This window comes from Amycolatopsis sp. GA6-003 (assembly GCF_046267895.1).
Classification (GTDB): Bacteria; Actinomycetota; Actinomycetes; order Mycobacteriales; family Pseudonocardiaceae; genus Amycolatopsis.
In genome coordinates, this window is the sequence record NZ_CP176499.1 from 1,211,893 (window position 1) to 1,231,078 (window position 19,186).

At 69.8% G+C, this 19,186-nt stretch carries 20 protein-coding genes; 9 read left to right on the forward strand and 11 right to left on the reverse strand.

Annotated elements, in window-relative coordinates; genetic code table 11:
- Window positions 1–6: 6 nt before the first annotated feature.
- Window positions 7–1,014: a transcriptional regulator gene (locus F9C12_RS05120; RefSeq protein WP_409464967.1), complete on the reverse strand. Its 1,008-nt coding sequence runs from the start codon at window positions 1,012–1,014 to the stop codon at window positions 7–9.
- A gap of 428 nt (window positions 1,015–1,442) precedes the next feature.
- Between F9C12_RS05120 and F9C12_RS05125 the strand changes: the two genes are divergently transcribed.
- Window positions 1,443–1,769: a hypothetical protein gene (locus F9C12_RS05125; protein ID WP_409180807.1), complete on the forward strand. Its 327-nt coding sequence runs from the start codon at window positions 1,443–1,445 to the stop codon at window positions 1,767–1,769.
- A 57-nt stretch (window positions 1,770–1,826) separates the two neighbouring features.
- On the opposite strand, the gene F9C12_RS05130 is transcribed toward F9C12_RS05125, so the two are convergent.
- From F9C12_RS05130 to F9C12_RS05155, 6 genes are all read right to left on the reverse strand, one after another.
- Window positions 1,827–3,053 (reverse strand): macrolide family glycosyltransferase, encoded by a 1,227-nt coding sequence (locus F9C12_RS05130; protein ID WP_409464968.1) that lies wholly within the window; start codon window positions 3,051–3,053, stop codon window positions 1,827–1,829.
- Window positions 3,054–3,122: 69 nt separating this feature from the next.
- Window positions 3,123–3,809, reverse strand: a complete 687-nt coding sequence (locus F9C12_RS05135; RefSeq protein WP_409180809.1) for a VC0807 family protein — start codon at window positions 3,807–3,809, stop codon at window positions 3,123–3,125.
- Window positions 3,806–4,351, reverse strand: coding sequence for a hypothetical protein (locus F9C12_RS05140; RefSeq protein WP_409180810.1), 546 nt, complete (start codon window positions 4,349–4,351; stop codon window positions 3,806–3,808). Before F9C12_RS05140 ends, F9C12_RS05135 begins: the two co-directional genes overlap by 4 nt.
- Window positions 4,352–4,474: 123 nt before the next feature.
- Window positions 4,475–5,125 carry a response regulator gene (locus tag F9C12_RS05145; RefSeq protein WP_409180811.1) on the reverse strand — a complete coding sequence of 217 codons (651 nt, stop codon included), beginning with the start codon at window positions 5,123–5,125 and terminating at the stop codon, window positions 4,475–4,477.
- Window positions 5,116–6,363 carry a sensor histidine kinase gene (locus F9C12_RS05150; protein ID WP_409464969.1) on the reverse strand — a complete coding sequence of 416 codons (1,248 nt, stop codon included), beginning with the start codon at window positions 6,361–6,363 and terminating at the stop codon, window positions 5,116–5,118. Before F9C12_RS05150 ends, F9C12_RS05145 begins: the two co-directional genes overlap by 10 nt.
- A gap of 630 nt (window positions 6,364–6,993) precedes the next feature.
- Complete coding sequence (locus F9C12_RS05155; protein WP_409464970.1) at window positions 6,994–7,731, reverse strand: SDR family NAD(P)-dependent oxidoreductase; 738 nt, start codon at window positions 7,729–7,731, stop codon at window positions 6,994–6,996.
- A 101-nt stretch (window positions 7,732–7,832) separates the two neighbouring features.
- Here F9C12_RS05155 and F9C12_RS05160 point away from each other — a divergent pair, with 101 nt between their 5' ends.
- Together F9C12_RS05160 and F9C12_RS05165 are read left to right on the forward strand one after the other, a co-directional pair.
- Complete coding sequence (locus tag F9C12_RS05160) at window positions 7,833–8,390, forward strand: TetR/AcrR family transcriptional regulator (protein ID WP_409464971.1); 558 nt, start codon at window positions 7,833–7,835, stop codon at window positions 8,388–8,390.
- 76 nt (window positions 8,391–8,466) lie between these two features.
- On the forward strand, window positions 8,467–8,991 hold the full coding sequence (locus F9C12_RS05165) for a DUF2165 domain-containing protein (protein ID WP_409464972.1): 525 nt from the start codon (window positions 8,467–8,469) through the stop codon (window positions 8,989–8,991).
- A gap of 12 nt (window positions 8,992–9,003) precedes the next feature.
- Here F9C12_RS05165 and F9C12_RS05170 read toward each other — a convergent pair whose 3' ends face one another.
- The gene (locus F9C12_RS05170; RefSeq protein ID WP_409464973.1) at window positions 9,004–9,762 is read right to left on the reverse strand and encodes a CoA-transferase subunit beta; all 759 of its coding nucleotides are present in this window, start codon (window positions 9,760–9,762) and stop codon (window positions 9,004–9,006) included.
- 26 nt (window positions 9,763–9,788) lie between these two features.
- Window positions 9,789–10,721 carry a CoA transferase subunit A gene (locus F9C12_RS05175; RefSeq protein ID WP_409464974.1) on the reverse strand — a complete coding sequence of 311 codons (933 nt, stop codon included), beginning with the start codon at window positions 10,719–10,721 and terminating at the stop codon, window positions 9,789–9,791.
- Between the two features lie 116 nt (window positions 10,722–10,837).
- Between F9C12_RS05175 and F9C12_RS05180 the strand changes: the two genes are divergently transcribed.
- A complete protein-coding gene (locus tag F9C12_RS05180; RefSeq protein WP_409180818.1) occupies window positions 10,838–11,776 on the forward strand; it encodes a LysR family transcriptional regulator in 939 nt (312 codons plus the stop codon).
- A gap of 97 nt (window positions 11,777–11,873) precedes the next feature.
- Complete coding sequence (locus F9C12_RS05185; RefSeq protein ID WP_409180819.1) at window positions 11,874–13,193, forward strand: MFS transporter; 1,320 nt, start codon at window positions 11,874–11,876, stop codon at window positions 13,191–13,193.
- A gap of 47 nt (window positions 13,194–13,240) precedes the next feature.
- Here the strand turns inward: F9C12_RS05185 and F9C12_RS05190 are convergent, their stop codons facing one another.
- Together F9C12_RS05190 and F9C12_RS05195 are read right to left on the reverse strand one after the other, a co-directional pair.
- The gene (locus F9C12_RS05190; RefSeq protein ID WP_409464975.1) at window positions 13,241–14,218 is read right to left on the reverse strand and encodes a S1 family peptidase; all 978 of its coding nucleotides are present in this window, start codon (window positions 14,216–14,218) and stop codon (window positions 13,241–13,243) included.
- Between the two features lie 676 nt (window positions 14,219–14,894).
- Complete coding sequence (locus F9C12_RS05195; RefSeq protein ID WP_409464976.1) at window positions 14,895–15,326, reverse strand: peptidase inhibitor family I36 protein; 432 nt, start codon at window positions 15,324–15,326, stop codon at window positions 14,895–14,897.
- Between the two features lie 209 nt (window positions 15,327–15,535).
- Between F9C12_RS05195 and F9C12_RS05200 the strand changes: the two genes are divergently transcribed.
- The 4 genes from F9C12_RS05200 to F9C12_RS05215 all read left to right on the forward strand — a co-directional run bounded on the left by F9C12_RS05200 (window position 15,536) and on the right by F9C12_RS05215 (window position 19,172).
- Window positions 15,536–16,342 carry a helix-turn-helix domain-containing protein gene (locus F9C12_RS05200; RefSeq protein WP_409464977.1) on the forward strand — a complete coding sequence of 269 codons (807 nt, stop codon included), beginning with the start codon at window positions 15,536–15,538 and terminating at the stop codon, window positions 16,340–16,342.
- Window positions 16,343–16,606: 264 nt separating this feature from the next.
- Window positions 16,607–17,938: an MFS transporter gene (locus F9C12_RS05205; RefSeq protein ID WP_409464978.1), complete on the forward strand. Its 1,332-nt coding sequence runs from the start codon at window positions 16,607–16,609 to the stop codon at window positions 17,936–17,938.
- A 29-nt stretch (window positions 17,939–17,967) separates the two neighbouring features.
- Window positions 17,968–18,723, forward strand: coding sequence for an SDR family NAD(P)-dependent oxidoreductase (locus F9C12_RS05210; RefSeq protein ID WP_409464979.1), 756 nt, complete (start codon window positions 17,968–17,970; stop codon window positions 18,721–18,723).
- A 17-nt stretch (window positions 18,724–18,740) separates the two neighbouring features.
- Window positions 18,741–19,172 carry an RbsD/FucU domain-containing protein gene (locus tag F9C12_RS05215; protein ID WP_409464980.1) on the forward strand — a complete coding sequence of 144 codons (432 nt, stop codon included), beginning with the start codon at window positions 18,741–18,743 and terminating at the stop codon, window positions 19,170–19,172.
- The last annotated feature ends 14 nt before the right edge of the window (window positions 19,173–19,186 follow it).

Here is a 19,186-nt window from a genome sequence, read left to right on the forward strand (position 1 = left end):
GGCGGCTCAGGCCACTCCGCTGGCCCTTGCGCGGCGGGCCAGTTCCTGGGCGAAGTCCTCCCAGATCCGGGAGTTGTCCCGGGACAGCTGGGTGACCAGCTCGATGCAATGCGACGGAACCGACGCCGCGATATCGGTCAACGCCCTCGCGCCCAGCACGTTGTCCCGGAACATCCGCAGCAGCCGGCGGCCCAGTTCGCTCTGCCGCAACGACGGATCGCGCATCAGCACTTCCAGGGTGACCGCGGCCGGCACGCCGCGTCCGGCCGGTTCCGGCGCGGGCGCGGGCGCCTTCGGGGCGGGCGTCTCGCCGCGGTCGCGACGGTCCTGGCTCGGCACCGGCCCCGAACCGCGCTCCAGGCGGCGGCGCACGTCGAGCGCGGTGGCAGGCGACACCCCGGCCGTCCTGGCCAGCTGGCGCAGCGACGCGTCCGGGTTCTCCCGCATCAGCTCGGCCACCCGCAGCCGGCCCTTCGCGCTGTTGAGCGGCCGGACCTTGCCGTCCCGCCCGACCCGGAAATTCGACTGCGGCACCGAATCCGACGACCGCCGCAGCGCCGCGACGGCCTGCGCGCCGAGCCCGGTGGACTTCGCGATCGCCCGGTCGGACATGGTGGGATGAGAGCGGAGGATCCGCAGCGCGGCGGCGGAACGGTCGGATTGGGTCAACGGCAGGCCGTGCTCGACGTTCGCCTCGACCGATTTGAGGAACGCGTCCTCCGGGCTGCCGTCGAAGAACTCGACGGCGATGGTGTGCTCGCCCTTGAGCGAGGCCGCCATCAGCCGGTGGATGCCGTCCACGACCCGCATCGTCGCGCGGTCCACCTGGATCGGCGGCAGCGTCGTCTCCATCGCCGCCAGGCGCAGCACGTGCACCTTGTCCTCGCCGTTCAGGCGAGGCGAATCGCCGGGAAGCAGGCGCACGATCGGCACCGCGTACACCCCCGGCCCGATCAGGTCGTATTCCTGCGGACCCGTTTCGGCAGAAGACCCGTCGCTGTCTGCAAGCAACACTGTGCGAACCCCCATGTGACGACGGAAAACCGGGGCGGACAGAGAATGGGAACGTTTTCTGCGGCCGCGCCCGCGGCGACCGCGCCGCGGCCGGCCGCCCCCAGACGCGGCCGCGCGAAAAACGGTCCCATTATCGCGACAAACGTCGCCGGACTTACAGGAAACATTCGCCGGAACACCCGCCGCCATTGGCGGGCGCCTCGCTTCCGACATTATTTCCGCGCCGACCCCCTAGCAACCCCTAGCCCGTCGCCCGGCACCCCTTACCAGGACCGCTCCCGCCCCTCGGATCGGCGGGGCGGGCAGTTGAACACCGGGCTGAACACCCGCGCGGCTGCGTATCTTTCGAGGCGGGTGCGTGGAGCAGGTCGTGTCCGGGTGCCCGCCTACCGTTCACAATGCTTGGCAACGTTGAGAGGTGACGTTACGTGGGGCACAAGTTTTCCCTCGTCCTCAGCCGCGAGATCACCGAAGAAGAGTCGGTCACGCTGAAGGAGCTGGGGTTCGGCGACGCGACCTTCGGCACCGACTCGCTCCCGACCAACGCGGACATTCAGGTCACCAAGGTCGATTTCGACGAGACCGTTTCGCCGACGCTCGCCGAGGCGATCGAAGCGGCGCTCGCCGCGGTCAAGAAGGTCCCGGACCTGACCGTGCCCGGCCTGTCCGTGCCCGCCGTGCCGAAGCAGGCGTCGGAAGACGAGGTGATCGAAGGCGAGACCGTCGAGGCGGCCGCGGGCGCCGACAAGGCGTGAGGCAAGCACGAGAGCGCGGCGACCCGGCCGGGACCGGGTCGCCGCGCTTTCGTGCGTTCAGTCCGGCAGCGCGTCCGCCGCCGCTCGGTCCAGTTGCGCCAGCAGCGCGTCCGCCGCCAGCACCGCGCCGCGGCGTTTCCGCAGCTTGGCACTGATTTCGTCGAGGTTCGCGCGGATCCGCTCGTCGGCGGCGACCGCTTCCACGCTCTCCCGCAGCCGCGCCGCGGTCAGCTCCTCCGGCGCGAGGACCGTGCCGAAGCCCAGCTCCGCGGCGCGTTCGGCGTTGATCAGCTGCTCGGCCTGCTGCGGCACCCCGACCAGCGGCACCCCGAAGAACAGCGCCTCCATCGTCGAGTTCATGCCGCAGTGCGAGACGAATGCCGAGGCCTCGCGCAGCACTTCGAGCTGCGGGAAATGCGGCCGCACGTCGATGTTGCCCGGCACCGGGCCCAGCGCCGCGAGGTCGACCTCCGCGCCCACCGACATCGCCACCTGCCATTCCGTGCCGCCGAAAGCGTCCAGGCAGCTGCGGTAGAACTTCAGATTGTCGTTGAACAAAGTCCCGAGCGAGATGTACAGCAGCGGTTTCCCGGCGGGCTGCCAATGCCCGGCATCGGGCCGTTCGACGATCGTCGGCCCCGGGAAACGGAACCGGTCGTCGAAAGTCTCCCCCTTGATCTGGAATTCCCGGGGGATGAAAACGAGGTTGTGGTCGGCCGGATAGTCGAACATGTCGTAATCGGGGTCGACCCCGTTTTCCTCGGCGAAAGCGCGGACCTTGCGGCCCACCTCCTGCACGGCGCGGACGACCACCTCGACCGAAGCCGGGTCCGAAAGCGCTCCCTCGATGCCCATCACGGTGGCACGGAGCGAGAATTCCTTGTTGCTGGCGTGGGTGGGATGCATGGCGGCCAGCGGGACGCCGAGTTTCTGCGCGACCATCCGGCCGACCGGCGTCATCGCGTCGACGCAGAACAGGTCGGGCCGGTCCGCGGCGAAATACTCCACCAGCCGGGGGAAGACCTCGACGACCGATTCGTAGAACTCCTCGAACCGCAGGCCGACGGTGCGGGCGTCGAGCAGTTTGCCGTCCCCGGGCGGCAGCGGCAGCCGGAACGGAGCCGGCACCGGCTCCGCGCCCGCCGCGGCGACCTGGTCGAGCCGGGCCGGCGCGGTCGCGTAGCTGACCCGGTGCCCGCGCGCGACCAGCTCGGACACCAGCGGCAGCGCGGGATTCACGTGGCCCTGCGCCGGGATGCTGACGAAAGCGATGTGCTTGCCCATGGATGTGCCCCTCTGCGAGATTCCTGGAACAGCGGTGGGGACCGGATCAGGAAGAGCCGGGGACTCCGCTCACATGTACGGGACGCCCGCTTCGGCCTCGACCGCTTCGGCGAAACCCTTGCGGCGAGAGTAGATCCGCGTGGCGACCTCGATCACGATGTACACGCCGATGAACTGCAGGCCGCTGATCAGCGGCACGCTGTCGATCGGCAGGGTGTAGGCCAGCAGCACCCGCACGCCGGCGTCGAGCACGAGCACCACGCCCCAGATCGCGGTGATGACCCGGATGACGTGCCGGTAGGTCGGCGATTTGGCCCATTTGAGGTCGGCGCGCTCGCGGGCCTCGTCGGACATCATCGACCGGGTGAGCTGGAAGATGAACGGCATCCGCAGCAGGCTGAGCAGGATCCAGCCGCCGATCACCACCGTCAGCAGGCCGTCCTTGGCCAGCAGCAGCCGCGGGCTCCCGGTGACGAAGGAGATGACGATGCTGAACAGCATGACGCTCAGCGAAAACAGCGCGGTGAAGTCGATCTTGCGTTGCTTGACGACCGTGTACACCGCGCGGAGCAGGGCGGGCGCCATGCCGATGGCGAGCGCGACCCACTGGTTGAGCCCCGCGCCGCGCAGACCGTAGAACAGCGCCATCGGGGCCGCCACATTGATGCCGAGGTTGAGCAGCATCTCGCGGCGGATGTTCTTGGACTCGTGCTTGCTCGAGACGGACTGCACCGTGCTCGTCTGGCTGGTGTTCACTGGAATTCCTTTCCGTGGAGGAAAATCAGCTGCCGATGGCCGGTTCGGGGGCGGGCGGGGGCGGGCAGCAGCGCGTCGGGCGTCCAGCAGCCGTCCGGCCGGTCCGCGCGGACGCGGTCGACCAGGGCGAACCAGGCGGTCACCGCCACCGCGAGGCAAGCGGGCATGGTCAGCGCGAGCCGCAGCGGCTCGACGAGCGCCGCGGAAGCCCCGCGCGCCCGGCGGTCGAACGCGGCGGCGGCGTAGGCGACCGGCGGGGACACCGCCAGCGCCCAGCGCAGTGCCCGTGCGTAGTCGGGATAGGTCTCCGGGCCGATCAGCACCGTGGCGCGGTCGGCGTAGTGCGTGGCCAGCAGGCGGGGGTCGCCGAGGTCGCCGAGCGTGGCGTACTCGGCCTCGCGGGCCGATTCGCCCAGTGCGACGCGTTCGTCGATTTCGCTGGTGATCACGGCGCGCAGTTCCCGTTCGAGCCGCGGCCGCGCCCGGCCCGAAACGTGCCGCAAAGCGGCGGCCACGTACCGGTCGGTCAACGTCGCGATCATGCTGCCTCCTTTCAGGTGAACTGAGAGTGGTCGATCCTGTTCGCTGCGTAGGCGACCGAGGGCATGCCGAAGCCCGGGCGCCGGAGATCCGTCAGGACCGGCGCCGCTGGCCCGCCGGACTGGCTAGTTGGCTCTGTTGAGGTAGGCGAGGACCGCCAGCACGCGGCGGTTGCTGCTGTCGTCGTCGGTGATGCCGAGCTTGCTGAACAGGGAGGTGGTGTACTTGCTGATCGCGCTGTCGCCGAGGAAGAGCCGCTTGGCGATCGCCTGGTTGGACAGCCCTTCGGCCATCAGGCCGAGCACCGAGTGCTCGCGTTCGGTCAGCGCTTCCAGCCGGCGGTTCGAACTGCCGCTGGCGAGCAGTTTGCTGATCACCACCGGGTCCATCGCGGTGCCGCCGCCCGCCACGCGCTCCAGCGCGTCCATGAACTGGTCGGCGTCGAACACGCTTTCCTTCAGGAAGTATCCGACGCCGCCGGTGCCGTCGGCCAGCAGTTCGCGGGCGTAGAGCTGTTCGACGTGCTGGGAGAGGATCAGCACCGGGAGGCCCGGCATCTCGCTGCGGGCGGCCAGCGCGGCGCGCAGCCCCTCGTCGGACTGGGTCGGCGGCATCCGGACGTCGAGGATGGACACGTCCGGCTTCAGGGTCCGCAGGGCTTCCAAGGTCTCCGGGCCGGTGGAGGCCGTGCCGACCACCGTGTGGCCGTACGCCTCGAGCAGGCGGACCATCCCGTCCCTCAGCAGATACAGGTCCTCGGCAACGACTACTCGCACGGCACGCTCATCCTCACTCGGGTCGGTCCGCCCACGGGGCTGGTGATCTTCAGGTCGCCATCGAACACCGCCAGGCGCCGCCGCAGTCCGGCGAGCCCCCCGCCGTTCTGTTCGTTCGCCCCGCCCTTGCCGTCGTCCTCCACCTCGATGGCGATGCCGGCGGAGTCCCGGGCGATCAGGACGGTCGCCTTCGTCGCGTTCGCGTGCTTGGCCGCGTTGGTGAGCAGCTCGGCGACGCCGAAGTACAGCGCGGACTCGATGGGCGCGTCCAGGGTCAGCTTCACATCCGTGCTGACTGTCGTTTCGAGCGGGCTGTCCAGCGCGAAGGCGCGCACCGCGTCGGTCAGTCCTCGTTCGTTCAGCACCGCGGGCCGGATGCCGCGGACGAGTTCGCGGAGTTCGGACAGCGAGGCGGCCGCGCCGGCCCGCGCGTCCCGCAGCAGCGCCCGTGCGCCGTCCGGGTCGGTCTCCATGAGTTTCTCCGCGGTGGCCAGCGAAAGCCCGAGCCCCACCAGCCGCGCCTGCGCGCCGTCGTGCAGGTCCCGCTCGATCCGGCTGATCTCCGCGGCCTGCGCGACCGTGGTGTCCGCGCGCTGGGCGGTCAGCTCGTCCACCCGGTCGGCCAGGAGCATCGCGGACGAGCCGCGCAGGAACCGGTCGGTCACGGGCTCGATGACCCGCCAGGCGTAGGGCGCGGCGCCCACCGCCGCGACCAGGCCTGCCGCCGCGACCAGGAGGCTGACCAGGCCCGGGTCGAGGATCCCCCAGACCAGGCAGGCGACCCCGGCGAGCGGGACGGCCGCCGCGATCCCGGCCGTGAACGGCGCGATCCCGACGAACCGCAGATCGCGCCACGTGGCGGGGTCGCTCCAGAACATCCGCAGCCGCTGGTCCTTTTCGGCCTCGCGGCGGCTCTTCGCGTACGACGACCCGTTCCACCAGTACCCGGTGGACATCTGCACCGCGGGCACCGGTTCCCGGTACCCGCCGGGCACGACCACGCCGGTCCAGCTCCGCCGGAAGAACCGGAAGGTCCAGCAGATCGGCCGGGCGAGCAGGAACGTGGCCACCGCCGCCCACAGCGCGGGCACGATCGCCGCCCACGGGCTGCCCCACGCGATCATGAGCCACACCGCGGCGGCCCACACCGCCGGGACGGCCATGCTGACCGCGGTCAGCGCCGCTGCCCGCCAGAACCCCGTCCCGGCGTCCGCCGCCCACTTCACCAGCCCTCGCATGGCCTCGTCCTCTTCCCGTTCCCGCCGGTCCTGTCGATCGGATCTGCGACAAGTCTGCACCGCGAGGTGACCCGTTGTCCGCACCGAACCACCCGGAGTAGGGCTAGCCCCACCAGGCTGGGCGCACAAGCCCCGCCCCTTGCCCCACCCGAGACCGGCACAACCGCTGAATCGGACGTTTCCCGGCTTGCCGCGCCGCTCGTTCGGCCCAGTGATTCTGGCCGGTGCGCCGGGGGCGGCGGGCAACGGGCTCCGTTGTCTTTCGCAGATCCTGATCAAGGAGCCGCGGCGGGTGGCGTCACCGGGCCTGGCGGCATCGAGGGACCGCTGAACAGGCAGCCAGCCGTTCAACGCGGGCATCACGACGTCTTCCCACAGTTCGACCGTCTTCGGGGGCTCTCCAGCGGAGGCGATCTGGCGGACGTGAACCGGCACTCTGACACCACACCGGTCGGCCAGCGAGGTCCTGCAGCGCCCTCCCCCGCCGCATCGTCGACGGCCGCATTTCGACGCGAGCCAACTCGCTGGGGCCTGGAGCCGGTTCGTGCGATCCGGGCTTCGCCGCGCCGGGTGCGAGCCTTGCTCGACGGCGGAGATTCCGTCGTTCACCGCCCGGCCGTCAGGCTGGGTTCACCACGGCATCGGGCCTTCGTCGCTGAAGAAGCCTCCTGTTTCGGCGTCGTCCCCCACGGTCGCCCAGTGCACCGACGCCCGGGCGCCTTCCTCGGTGGCGCGGACGCCGTTGAAGTTGTTGAGGTCCGTCGCCACATAGCCGGGCGTCACCGCGTTGACCTTGATGTGCGCGAGTTCCGGATCGTCGAGGAAAGCGTTGGCGTACTTGACCGTGAGCATGTTCACCGCGGCTTTCGTCGCGGAGTACACAAAGGACTCGTGCGACCGCGCGAACATCGAGCCCGGTTCGGTGGTCTTGGCGAACATCGCCGAATCGCTCGCGACGTTCACGATCCGGGCCGAACGCGAACGCCGCGGCAGCGGCAGCATCGCGTGGATCACCCGCACCAGCCCGAAGACGTTCGTCTCGAACTCCGGGCGCATGTCCTCGGCCGTGACCTCCACCGCCGGTTTCCGGATCAGCATTCCCGCGTTGTTGACCAGCACGTCGAGCCGCCCGTAATCCCGCTCCGCCAAAGCGGCCGCCTCGCGCACCGACGCCGCGTCGGCGATGTCGATCCGCACCGGCCGCACGGACCCGCCGTCCTCGGCCAGTTCCGTCGCCGCACTCGCCCCCTTCTCGGCGTCGCGGGTGCCGAGCAGCACCGTCAGGCCTCGCTCGGCCAGCTGGCGTGCCGTCGCGAGGCCGACCCCCTTGTTCGCCCCGGTGACCAGCGCGATCTTTTCCGCGGACATGCTTTCCGCCCTGCCGTGCCCGAAGCACGTACGATAAAAAGTGAAAGTACCCCTACGCTTTAACCGCAGGGTTCCTACGGTTGTCACACGCGGGAGACGGGATGGAACCGGAACTGCCGAGCAGGCGGCCCAAGCGCGCCGATGCCCGGCGCAACTTCGACGCGCTGGTCGCCGCGGCCCGGGAGGCCTTCGAGGAGCAGCGGGCGCAGACCTCGCTGGAGGACGTCGCGCGCCGGGCCGGGGTGAGCATCGCGACGCTCTACCGGAACTTCCCCACCCGCGAAGACCTGGTCGAAGAGGTGAACCGCGAGGCGGTCGAGGCGCTGTGCCGCGCCGCGGGCGACGTCGCGGACCTGGAACCGTGGGACGCGCTCGCGACGTGGCTCCGGCATTTCGTGGAGTACATCGGCACAAAGCTGGCCTTCGCCGAATCCCTCAACCGCACCACCGACGGCTTCCAGGCCTGCCGCCGGGCGATGCGCGAGGCGGGCGGGCCGCTGCTGGCGCGGGCGCAAGAGGCCGGGGCCGCCCGTCCGGATTCGTCGATCGACGACGTCCTGCGCATGATTTCCGGGATCACGGCGGTCGAATACGTCGATGAAGCCCAGCGGGAACGCGTATTCGAGTTCGCCCTTGCGGGACTTCGACGTTCAGCCTGAAGCACGACAACGGAGCACGCACCGGCACGGCGTCCGACCCCGGAAAACCCCACGCCGAAGAGGATAGGATCCACGTATGCGAGTTTTCAGCAGAATCGGCACTCTTGCTGTCGCGGCAACAGTTCTCACCGGAATGACAGCCCTGCAAATGACCCTGGTCGTCATCGGCAACATCACGGATTTCGACACGAATCGAGATTTCGTCCGGCACGTCCTGGCCATGGACACCACTTTCCAGTCACCGAACATGATGTGGCGCGCCATCACCAGCCCCGGGCTTGCCGACGCCGCTTACGTCGCCGTCATCGCCTGGGAGCTGCTCACCGCGCTCGCGCTCATCGCCGGGTTCATCGCCTGGATGCGGGCTCACCTGGCCGGTCGCCCGCTGTCGACCGCGAAACAGCTGTCCAGCCTGGGCTGGGTGATGCAATTGATCCTGTTCGGGGTCGGCTTCCTGGCAATCGGCGGAGAATGGTTTCAAATGTGGCAGTCCAGCAAGTGGAACGGACTCCAGCCCGCCCTGAACTATCTCATTGTCGCCTCATTCGGCCTCGTGCTCGCCCACCTCGCCGCGAAAGAGTCAAAGCGGGGTCTCGGATGACAGTTTCCTCGATCAGCGAAGGTAGATCCGCTCAGGATCGATCTCCTCCCGAAGAAGGCCGAGTTCCGCCTCCCCGGGCGGCTCGACAGTGGCGAGTTCGTCGGCCACCCGCAGATCCCAGCCGGTGGCCGCTCGGACCTGGTCCGCGCTGACGCCGGGATGCGTGGCCACCAGGCGCAGTTCCTCGCCGGGGCCTTCGCGTGCCAGGATGCCGAGGTCGGTGATCACCCGGGTGACGCCCGCGCCCAGCGGGCGGATGCCGTCGCGCAGGGCGCGGTCCGGGCCCGGCGAGGTGCAGAAGTCCAGTTCGGACACCAGGGAACGCGGGTCGTGGCGGCGCATCACCACGAACACCTCGCGGGAATTCGCCATGACCTCCATCGCCCCGCCCGAACCGGGCAGCCGCACCGACGGCGCGTGCCAGTCGCCGATCACCGACGAGTTGAGGTTGCCCTCCCGGTCGATCTGCGCCGCGCCGAGGAAGCCGACGTCGATGCGGCCGCCCTGCAGCACACTGCCGAACAGCGCCGGCATCGGCAGCACCGCCTCGGAGCCGGTGATCAGGACCGCGTCCGCGATCGTCTCCGGCAGCCGCGCCGGATGCGCGCCGCAGACTCCGGACTCGTAGACGATCTCGATGCCCGGCGCGACGGTGCGCTGCGCCAGCGCCACCGCCAGCGTCGGCAGCCCGATGCCCGCGAAAACCGTGTTCTTGCCCGCCAGTTCCCGAGACGCGACCGCGGCCAGCAACTCCGACGACGTGACGTCCATCGCGACAGACCTCGTGTTCCCGCCGGTCACAGCCGGCGTCCGTAGTTGACCGGTTCGCTCCACGCCTCGCCCACGGCCAGGCGCGCCCAGCGTTCGTCGCCGAGCTTCGCGAGGTACCCGGCGTGGTCGCCGGTTCCGCGGACCCATTCGTCCAGCCAGCGCCGCAGCCGGTCCGGATCCTTGCTGATCCGTGACCAGTCGCGGTAGAAGGCGCCGTCCCGGTCGTAGTAGCCCTGCGCGAACGCCGGATGCGCGCCGCCCGGGCACTCGACCACCGCGTCCACCGCGTGCGCCGGGATGACGGTGCGATTGGGATCGGAGCGGATGACTTCGTCCGGCACTATTTCCTCCACTACCACGATCGCGGTCTTCGCGGCGTAGACCGCTTCCGCCTGGATCCCCGTCAGTCCCCAGATCTGGGTGTTGCCCGCCCGGTCCGCGCGCTGCGCGTGGACGATCGTGACGTCCGGATTCAGCGGCGGGACAACGTAAATCCGCTCGACGCCGCCGTCCGGACCGGGGTAGGGCGAGGCGACCTTGCGGATCGCCGGGTTGACCGCGGGCAGGTCGCTGCCGCCGTACGACCGCAGCGGGTAGAACGGCAGCCGCTGCGCGCCGGCCAGGTAGCGGCAGATCATCCCGTAGTGGCTGTACTCCTCGAATTCCAGCTGCCCGGCCTCCACCCGGCGGCGAAGCTCGCCGAGCGAGCCCGCGGTGGAATTGCCGACGAACGACGACACCAGCCGTCGCACGCAGCCGCCGGCGATGAGCTGGTCCGTGACGACGTCGGCGGTCATCCGGGCGATCGTCAGGTCCGTGCGGCCCTGCCGGATGATCTCGTGCCCGGCGGCGGTCGGGATGAGATGCGTGAAGCCCTCCAGCGCCACGGTCGCGCCGTCGGCGACGAAAGCGGCGATCGCGTCCCGCATCGTCATGGTCTTGCCGACCGGGTTCTGCATCGGGGCTCCTCGGGCTGCGCTTCGGGTGCCCGTCACGTTGCCAGGCGGCATTGATAGCTGTCTAATACTGAATCGGTGTCGGATCGAGAGCTGGTTCGTATTATTGGAGGCAGGCCGTGGAACTGCGCTATCTCTCCGCGTTCGTCGCGGTCGCCGAGGAACTCCACTTCGGCCGGGCGGCCAAGCGGCTGCGGATGGCGCAGCCTCCGCTGAGCCAGCAGATCCGGCAGCTGGAGAAGGAACTCGGCGTCCGGCTCTTCGACCGCAACACCCGGTCGGTGCGGCTGACGAACGCCGGCGAAGCGTTCCTCGAACCCGCCCGGACCGCCCTCGAGGACGTCGGCATCGCGGTCCGGGCGGCCAAGGCGGCCGGACGCGGCGAGTACGGCAGGGTCACCGTCGGGTTCGCCGGCGCATCCAGCCACGAAGCGCTCCCCCGGCTGACCCGGGCGGTCCGGGCCGCGCATCCCGGCCTCGAACTCGTCATGCGCGGCCAGACCTACGCGAACGTCGCGCTGGAGAAGGTCGCCGACGGGTCGCTGGACCTGGGATTCGTCCGGCTGCCGGGCGACCGGCCCGACGCGCCGGCTCCAGGTGTGCAGACGCGAGTGATCCAGGTCGAGGAGCTGATCTGCGCCCTCCCCGCGGACCACCCGCTCGCCGGGCGCGAGTGCGTCGCGCTCGAAGACCTCGCCGGCGAACCGTTCGTGAGCTTCCCGTCCAACGCGGGCTCCACGCTGCGCGACGCGCTGGTGAAGGCGTGCGAGGCGGCCGGATTCACGCCGCGAGTGGCGCAGGAGGCGCCGGATTCCTACACGATCCTCGCCTTGGTCGCGGCCGGCGTCGGCGTGACGCTGACGCTGACCTCGTGCCAGCACATCCAGCAGAGCGGCACGGTCTACCGGCCGCTGGCGGGCACTCCGCTCCGCCTGCACGCCGCGCTCGCCTGGCGGGCCCACAACTCTTCCGCGGCGCTGCGGACCGTCCTCGCCATCGCGGAGGAAGCGCTGCCCACTCCGGCGATTGATACGCCGAGCGTCTCACTCGCCCCTTGAGTCCATATTGGACACGTCTGGACGCGGCTGGCACGGTTACCGCCAGCACATCGGGACGCGGGCGTCGGCCGGTGCCGAGGCATTCAAGGGAGACTGCATGGGCGCGAGCGAACAGAAGCGGACGGCCAACCGCGCCGGGATCGGCGCCTTCGTCGGCTCGACCATCGAGTGGTTCGACTTCTACATCTACGGCACCGCTTCGGCGCTCGTCTTCGACAAGGTCTTCTTCCCGGAGCTGACCGGGGCGCTCGGCACGCTCGTCGCGTTCGCCACCTTCTGGGTCGGGTTCCTGGCGCGGCCGATCGGCGGCGTCGTCTTCGGGCACATCGGAGACCGGTTGGGGCGCAAGAAAACCCTCGTGATCACTCTGCTGATGATGGGCGTGTCGACGACCCTGATCGGGGTGCTGCCCGGCTACGCGCAGATCGGCGTCTGGGCGCCGATCCTGCTGGTGACCATCCGGATGGTGCAGGGCATCGGACTCGGCGGCGAATGGGGCGGCTCGGTGCTCATCGCCTCCGAGCACGCGCCCAAGGGAAAGTCCGTGCTGTACGGCGCGTTCGCCCAGCAGGGCTCGCCGGTCGGCAACACCCTCAGCACCGTCAGCTTCCTGGCGATCAGCCAGCTGCCGAAGCAGGCGTTCCTCGAATGGGGCTGGCGGATCCCGTTCCTGGTGTCCGCCGCGCTCGTGCTCGTCGGCCTGTTCATCCGGCTGCGCGTCACCGAATCGCCTGCCATGGCCGCGCTGATCGAGCGCAAGAAGGTCGCCAAGATGCCGTTCTGGGAAGTGGTCCGGTCGCATCCGACGCTGGTGGCGCTGGGCATCGGGGCTTGCACGATCGGACTGTCCGCGACCTATTTCAAATCGACGTTCGCGCTCTCCTGGGCCACCAGCCATCTCGGCTACGACAAGAGCGAGTTCCTGACGATCATCCTGGTCGCCAACGTCACGCAGATCGTCGTGCAGCCGTTCGGCGCGGTGCTCGCCACGAAGATGCGCAGCTGGTCCCGCGCGGTGACGGTGATGCTGGTGCCCGAGATCGTGCTGCTGCCGCTGATGTTCCTGCTGATCGGCACCAAGAACTACGGCCTGGCGATGGCCGGCGTGGCGATCGCGACGATCCCGCACTGCCTGTACTACGCGGCGCTGGCGGGCATGCTCGCCAGCCGCTTCCCCGCACACGTGCGCTACACCGGCATCTCGCTGAGCTACCAGCTGTGCGGCACCCTGCTCGGCGGCACGACGCCGGTCGTCGGGCAGTACCTGCTGAACGTGTCCGGTTCGATCGCCGCGGTGCTCGCGTACGCCATTTTCCAGGTCCTGCTCACGTTGGGCTGCATGTTGTTGCTGCTGCGCCGCCCGAACTACGACGAACGCGCCGCGGCGGAGGAGGCGTCGTCGGCAGTACCCGCATAGGCTTGCGCCGTCGGGAGGAATGAATGCCTCCCGACGGCGCCCGCGGATCAGGAATTGGGCAGCGTCACCCCGTACCTCTTGGCCGACAGCGTGGCCGGGAAGAAGCACGACGTCTGGGTGTCTCCGCCGGAGAGGGTGCCGAGGCCCTTGCCGCCGTCGTAGGCCGGGCCGCCGGAGTCGCCGTGGTCGGAGTGCGCCGTCGTGCAGAACTCGTGGTAGACCGTGTAGCCCTCCGCTTCGAAGGTGTAGTCGACCTTGGTCACCTCGCCCGACGTCACGCCCGAGGTGATCCCGGACCGCTTGATCTGCTCGCCCACGGTCGCGTCGGCGAATTCGGTGATCTTGGTGCCGTCGTTGATCTCGCTCGGTCCCTCGCCCGAAGCGTTCTCCACGAGCATGTTGTCCTCGTCGGGGAACACCGCGTCGACGGTGTTGCCGCCGTTCCACGGGCCGCCGCCGCCGAGTTTTTCACAGTGGCCTGCGGAAAGGAGCAGCTTCTTGCCGTCCTTCTCCACGTTGAACCCGTTGGAGCAGGACGCTTGGCCGTTGCTGATCTGGTCGCCGCCCTTGATGAACAACGACATCGCGCCGGGATGGTGTTCGACGCGGACCAGGTCGCCGTACTGGCGGGCGGTCTCGAGCAGCATCGTCTGCTGCGCCTTCGGGGTGGCGTCGTAGACGTCGACCACGACCTGGTTGCGGGCGAGGTCGAGGCCCCAGCCGGCGCTGGGCACGCCGCCGGTGGTGTCCAGGCGCTGTTTCACCGCGCTGAGCTGGCCCAGGCTGTACCGCACCACCTTCGCTTTCAGGCCGGAAGCGCGCACCTTGGCCGCGTCGGCGTCGTTCAGCACCGTGACGACCGGGGCGCCGCTGTCGTCGAGGTAGTGCCCGCCGGTGGCGGAGCCGAGACTGTGCATGACCGCGGCGGGGGTCGCGGCCGCGGCGGGCACCGCGGTCATGGCGAGGGCCAGCGTGCTCAGCGAGCCTACGGCGAGGACGCTCAGCCTGAAACGTGTCGATCGCATGTGTTTCCTCCTGCGCGGAACGGGAGAGAAAGGGCGTGGATCCGGTGCCTGGGTCAGGTGCGGAGGGGTTTCCTTCCTGGGCGTGGGGTGGCCGGGGGCTGTCGTCCTGGCCGTCTCGTCGTTGAATCCGAACGTGATCAACCTCAGGTTTGTGATTCTCGAACAGTCCTGGGCTGGGGCGACACCGACGAAGGTAGGTTCCCGTTTGGCGCAATCCCGCGTCCGAACGGCGCAGCGGTCCGGACGGTCGATGCCGCCGTGGTCAGTGGGTGCGCCGCGCCTGAGTGTCCACTTGAGACGATCGTTTCAGTGCCAGCCCGCTGGGGTGGATCCGGTCTCGTAGTCGACGGGGCTGACGTGGTCCCATTCTTTGGGTTCCGCGGCGGCGGTGACGGAATTCGCGAGCAGGGCGTACGTGCCGCCGCTCTGCCGTCCGGGGATTCTGCCGCCATCCCTCGCCGGGCGAACAGCGGGTGCTCCGGCAGCGATTGACCACGGCGGCGGAAAACCAAGCCCGCCAGGTAATACTCCCACTGAGCCGCGTCGATCCGGGGACGCGCGGCCCCGCAGGCTCGCGCAGGGAGCGGCGAGGCCGAGCAAGCGGCGTCGGGGATGGAACCGGTCGGCTCCGTCACCCGAGGGCGAAGGAGCCGACCGGATCGCAGCCGGGGTCCGCTCAGGTGATGTAGATCGAGCTGGCCTTGTCGTTGTCGGCGCCGAGCGAGGCCTGGGACGCTCCGGCCGGCATTCGCCTGGTGGTCCCCTTGCCATTGATGTCGTAGTACCAGAAGGCGTCGTGCGCGGTTCTGTTCCGCCACGACGACATCTGGTCATTGAATCCGTAGGAGGTCAGGTTCTGCACGACCTTGCGGTCCTTGAACTGGAGGTGCCGTCCCCTGCCGCCCGCGTGCTCGTAGAGGCACAGGTAGCCCTTGTCGCACGCCCAATCTGCGGCGGTGTCCGGGAACAGCTGCACGGCGCCGCCGTCCCAGCTCTGGACGGGCCGGGGCGGGCTCGTCGCGGTTCCGGCTTCGGCGGAGCCCGCCGCGAGCGCGCTGGCCAGAGCCGCGCCAGCTAGCGCCACGAGAATGCGTGACGTCACGGTCATAGTCGATAACTTCCTCTCCCTACGAAATTGCTTCAGAAAACGGTGCGAGTTCTGCTCGGGCCGCACCCGCGCCGTTTCCGCGGAACGGAAAAATCCCCTCGCTGGCCGACTTTTCTCGCGTCCGGGCTGCGCGGCAAGGGTTCCCGCGTCCCACGGGACGTGCTGAGATGAACCGGGAAGCCGTGCGCTTCGAGGGGGACATCAGAGATATGAGGGAAACCGATTCCGGCGCATCGGGAAAACCGCGGCGAAGGCGCGGCGCGGCCGGGGCGAAACGATCGCCCGCGTTCGAGCGTCTGGCGGCGGAATTGCGCCGGGTCAAGCAGGCCGCCGGGCTGAGCTACGCCGAACTGCAGTCTCGCACGCCGTACAGCAGGTCGTCGCTGGAGCGGTACATCAACGGAAAAGCCTTGCCGCCCAAGGAGGCCGTGCGGGCGATCGCGGAGGCGTGCGGCAGCGACCCGCGCCGTCTCGCCGAACTCTGGGACCAGGCGGACCAGGCACGCGCGGCGGGCACCAGGCGCCGGCGGCGGTGGGCGTGCTGGCGCATGGCTGCCGCCGTCGCCGCGGGCGCCGCCCTGACGTTCGCGCTGTCGGTGGTCCCGCGGCTGTTCGGGTCCGACCCGGCAGCGCCCGGCACCGCGACCCCGGCACCCACCGGCTATCCGACCACCCGTCTGCCGGAAAGCACCTGGTCCCGCACCGCGGGCGCGGAAACCTCGGACACCGGCCCGCACCGCGGCGTGCTCTCCGCGACCATCGAGTGGACCGGGCCGAGCACCGGGCCGTACCGCGGCCGGATCACCGGCTCAGTGCGCAACCAGGGCGCAGTGGGCTTCTGCGCGATCGCCGACGCCTGGTACGACGGCGCGACCTCGCCCATCGGCCAAGCGTGCGGTCCGGGCGCCGTCGGCGCGGTCGCGAGCGGGTTTGAACGCACGCAACGCGCGCTGGTGCGGGTCTGCCTGCGGCACGTCAGCACCAACGCCGTCCGGCGCTGCAGCGACTGGGCCTAGCCCGCCGGCCACAGCGGCCTGGCCGCGTACGGCCGCCAAGTCCGCTTGCCGCACAACAGTTTCCGCCGCCGGGGCACCCGGCCCGGCGATCCGCTCACTGGGGAACCCGACGCCCGCAGCCGGGTCGCGAGGTTCCCCTGCCCGAACCGCAACCATCGCCGAGCTGTGCACTATTTGCACATCAAGTGCACCATGTACTACATTCCACCGCTGACAAGCGCCCGCCCGAAACCGGGGGCGCGACCGTGGTCAAGGAGGATCGCGATGGACAGGACGTTCCCGGCCGCGAAGCCGGGCATCGCACCGGGAATAGCCGAAACGACGCTGCGCCGCGTGCGGTGGCGGATCCTGCCGCTGATCCTGGTGCTGTATCTCGTCGCTTACCTGGACCGGAACAACGTCGGGTTCGCCAAGACCGGGCTCGCGCACGACCTCGGCATCCAGGACGCCGCCTACGGGCTCGGCGCGGGCATCTTCTTCCTCGGCTACGTCCTGCTGGAAATTCCCAGCAACGCGGCGATGTACCGGTTCGGGGCGCGCCGGTGGATCTCGCGGATCCTCGTCACGTGGGGCGCGCTGGCGACCGCGATGGCGCTGGTCTCCGGCGAAACGTCGTTCCTGGTGCTGCGGTTCCTGCTGGGCGCGGCGGAGGCGGGGTTCTTCCCCGCCGTGGTCTTCTACTTCACCTTGTGGTTCCCCACCGCGCAGCGGGCGGCGGTGCTCGGCATCTTCGTGCTGGCACAGCCGGTGGCCAACGCGGTGGGCGCGCCGTTGTCCGGCGCGATCCTGAACCTCGACGGCCTCTGGGGCCTGCACGGATGGCAATGGGTCTTCGTCGTCGAGGGCCTTCCGGCGATCGTGCTGGGCGTGCTGACGTTGTTCTGGCTGACCGACCGGCCGGAGGACGCCGCCTGGCTGAGCGCCGAGCAGCGCGCCTGGCTGACGCGGACGATGAACGCCGAACTCGCCGCCAAGGCGTCGCCCTCGCGCCGGCCCTTCCTGGCCGGGCTGAAATCGCCGAACGCGTGGGCTTACGGCCTGCTGAACTTCGGCATGGTGTGCGGAATCTACGGCCTCGGCCTGTGGCTGCCGGCCATCGTCAAAAGCCTCGGCCAGTTCGGCAACGGCACGCTGGGCTGGCTGGTGATGGTCCCGTACGCGGCGGCGGTTCCGTGTGTCTACTGGTGGAGCCGCCGGGCCGACCGCACCGGGCGGCGCGCCCTGCACGCCAGCGTCAGCATGGTCGTGGCCGCCGTCGGGCTCGTGGCGGCGGGCTACCTCCTGCCGGTCAGCGCGACGCTGGCGCTGATCTTCCTCTCGGTCGCCGCGATCGGGATCTTCTCCGCCATCGCGCCGTTCCTCTCCATCCCCGCCGCCCTGTTCTCCGGCGCCGCGGCAGCCGCGAGCCTCGGCCTGGTCAACTCGCTGGGCAACATCGGCGGTTTCGTCGCGCCGTACGCGGTCGGCGTCATCAAATCGGCGACCGGAAGCGATCGGCTCGGGCTGACCTTCCTGGCCGCCTGCCTCGTCGTCACCGCCGCGGCCACCTACCGCTACGCCAACCGTCGCCCCGAGGGCAACGCAGCCGCCGCCTGACGAACATCCGCATCACTCCGAGGAGAACCATGAATCAGCTGCTCGCCGGGAAAACCGCGTTGGTCACCGGTGGCGGGGTCGGCATCGGGAAAGCGATCGCGCGGCTCTTCGCGCAAGAGGGAGCGCGGATCGCGATCACCTACCGCACGCACGAACCCGACCCCGGGTTCCTCGAGGACGGCGCCGGCCAGGAACCGCTGGCCCTGGCGGTCGACGCCACCGACCCGGACCAGGTCTCCGCCGCGATCGCGTCCGTCGAGCGCGAACTGGGCGGACTGGACGTGCTGGTCAACAACGTCGGCGGGCTCGTGCAACGGGCCACGCTCGACCAGTTGACGATCGAACTGTGGCAGTCGATCCTCCGGGTCAACCTCGACAGCACCTTTCTCTTCAGCCAGGCCGCTCTACCCCTGCTGCGCCGCGGCTCGCACAGCCGCATCGTCAATATCGCCTCACTGGCCGGCCACACCGGCGGGCATCCCGGCGCCTTGGCTTACGCCACTGCCAAGGCCGCGCTGTTCGGCTTCACCCGTGCCCTGGCGACCGAACTCGCCCCGGACGGCATCACCGTCAACAGCCTGGCACCCGGTTTCATCGAAGCCACGCCTTTCCACGACACCTTCACCACCGCCGAATCCAAAGCGCGCACTGTCGCGGGCATCCCGCTCGGCCGCGCCGGCACGCCCGAGGACGTCGCCGGAGCGGCTCTGTGGCTGGCGTCCGGCTACGCCGGCTACGTCACCGGCACGGTCACCGACGTCAACGGCGGCCAGTACTTCCGCTGAGCAGGGAGAGTCCAGCGATGATCGCGAACACCATCACCCATCCCGAAGTGCTGTCCGCGCTGGCCCGCGCCGGGCACGGCTCCACCGTGCTCGTCGCCGACGGGCACTGGGCGGCCAACCGCGCCGGGCCCCGGGCCCGGACGGTGTTCCTCAATCTCACCGCCGGCACGCCGACGGTGCCCGAGGTGACCGCCGTCGTGCGCGGCACCGTCCACATCGAGCGCATCACCCAGATGCGGCCGAGCCCGGACAGCCTTCCCAGCGAAGTCCAGGACCAGACCGCGGCGCTGTTCTCCCCCGGGGTGCCGCGCACGCTGGTGTCCCGGGAGGAGTTCTACGCGCTGGCTGGCAGCGACGACCTGGTGCTGGCGGTCGTCACCGGCGACCGGCGCCGGTTCGGGAACGTGCTGCTGCACGTCGGCGTGCTCCCCTCCCCCGCACTCTCGTAGCATTGTGCGGTCAG